At 45.1% G+C, this 412-nt stretch carries 1 protein-coding gene; it reads left to right on the forward strand.

Annotated features, from left to right (window positions below; genetic code table 11):
• The coding region (locus AACM45_RS20360; RefSeq protein ID WP_339145053.1) for an AMP-binding protein at window positions 1-412 on the forward strand (412 nt) is incomplete at both ends.

Consider the following 412-nt stretch of genomic DNA (forward strand, 5'->3'; position numbering starts at 1 on the left):
GGGATCGACACTGTTCGTTGTGCCAAATGCCCTGATTCTTGAACCCCATCGTTTTGCACGCTTTCTATCAGACAACAGGGTTTCCCACTTGGATACAACTCCTTCTTATCTGAGTGCTATAGACCCTTCGGAATTGGTCACGCTTAAAAGGGTAGTATTTGGGGGAGAATACCTGTCAAGGGAATTATTCGAGAAATACAAAAGATATATTCCAGGAACGATAAATGAATATGGACCGACGGAGACCACCATCTGTTCTACATCATTTAGTAGCGGTACAGAAAGTACCGTACCCATTGGCAAACCGCTTGGCAACACTAAGGCTTACGTAGTGGATTCAAAAATGGGCCCGTTACCTGTCGGTGTAATTGGGGAACTGTATCTATCAGGTGTAGGAGTGACACGTGGGTAT

The organism is Croceitalea sp. MTPC5 (assembly GCF_036985505.1).
Classification (GTDB): Bacteria; Bacteroidota; Bacteroidia; order Flavobacteriales; family Flavobacteriaceae; genus Croceitalea.